The sequence below is a fragment of the Mesorhizobium sp. WSM4849 genome, from assembly GCF_055811385.1.
In genome coordinates, this window is sequence record NZ_JBVVPW010000096.1 from 1 (window position 1) to 1,094 (window position 1,094).

Consider the following 1,094-nt stretch of genomic DNA (forward strand, 5'->3'; position numbering starts at 1 on the left):
TGTTGCTCTTTTGAAGCGCTTGCGTGGAGCGGCCGATTGGCTTGGCTGCATCGCAGGCGCCTTGCTGGAAAACGCTTGTGTCAAAAGTACCGCGGCGACGGGGCGTCGGCTGCGCGTCGTCGATGGCAGTTCGATCTCGCACCCCGGCAGTGCCGGCACGGACTGGCGGCTGCACGCCACCTACGAACCTGCGCTTGCGCGGTTCACGCATCTGGAGATTAGCGACGCTCGCGGCGGTGAAGGCTTCTTTCGTGTTCCGCTTCGCCAAGGCGACATCGTTGTCGGCGATCGCGCCTACGCTCGTACCCCGTCCCTTGAAAAGGTGGTGGCGGCGGGCGGCGACTTCATCGTGCGCACGGGCTGGAACAGTGTTCGGCTGACCACGCCCGAAGGGCAACGGGTCGACTGGAACGCCATCTTTGAGCCCTTGCAGCCCGGTGAAGTTTGCGAGATGAGCGTGCTCCTGGAGCATTCAGGCCGCACAAGCAAGAGCCGAGGCAAGCCGCTCTTGCCGGCGAGGCTCATCGTCAAGCGCAAGGATGAGGAGGCCACGCAAAAAGCACAGAAGGCGGCAAGGCGAGGGCATCAGCGACGTGGCAGCAAGAGGCTGCACCCGATGACCCTCACCGCAGCAGGCTTCGTCATGCTGCTGACGTCGATCCCAGCCGATGAATTGGCGGCCGACGAGGTTCTGCAAACCTATCGGCTGCGCTGGCAAGTCGAACTCGCCTTCAAGCGGCTCAAGAGTGGAATGGGTATCCATAAGCTTCCCGCACGCGATGAGCGGCTCGCTCGAAGCTGGCTGACAGCCCATCTGATCCTGGCGCTGATGATCGACGAGGCCGTCACCGACGTTCTCGACTCTCCCCCCTGTGAAGATGAAACCACCCACAGCGCAATCGCTGTCCCTTTGGAGGCTGCATAGTCTCCTGCGTCCTGCAATCCTCAACGCCATACTGATCGTGATGCGGCCGGGAAAAATCGTGGCGCGCTTTGCCGAAATCATCCGCCACGTCTGCGATCCACCGAGGCGACGAAAAAGCCAATCCGCCGCAGCAAGGATAACGCTCATGCCCTAAGTTAGCGCCTATGGG

General features: G+C 62.0%; 1 protein-coding gene. It reads left to right on the plus strand.

What is annotated here, in order from left to right:
- Positions 1–61: 61 nt before the first annotated feature.
- Complete coding sequence (locus tag AC0L3L_RS36345; protein WP_473642180.1) at positions 62–925, plus strand: transposase; 864 nt, start codon at positions 62–64, stop codon at positions 923–925.
- Positions 926–1,094 lie beyond the last annotated feature (169 nt).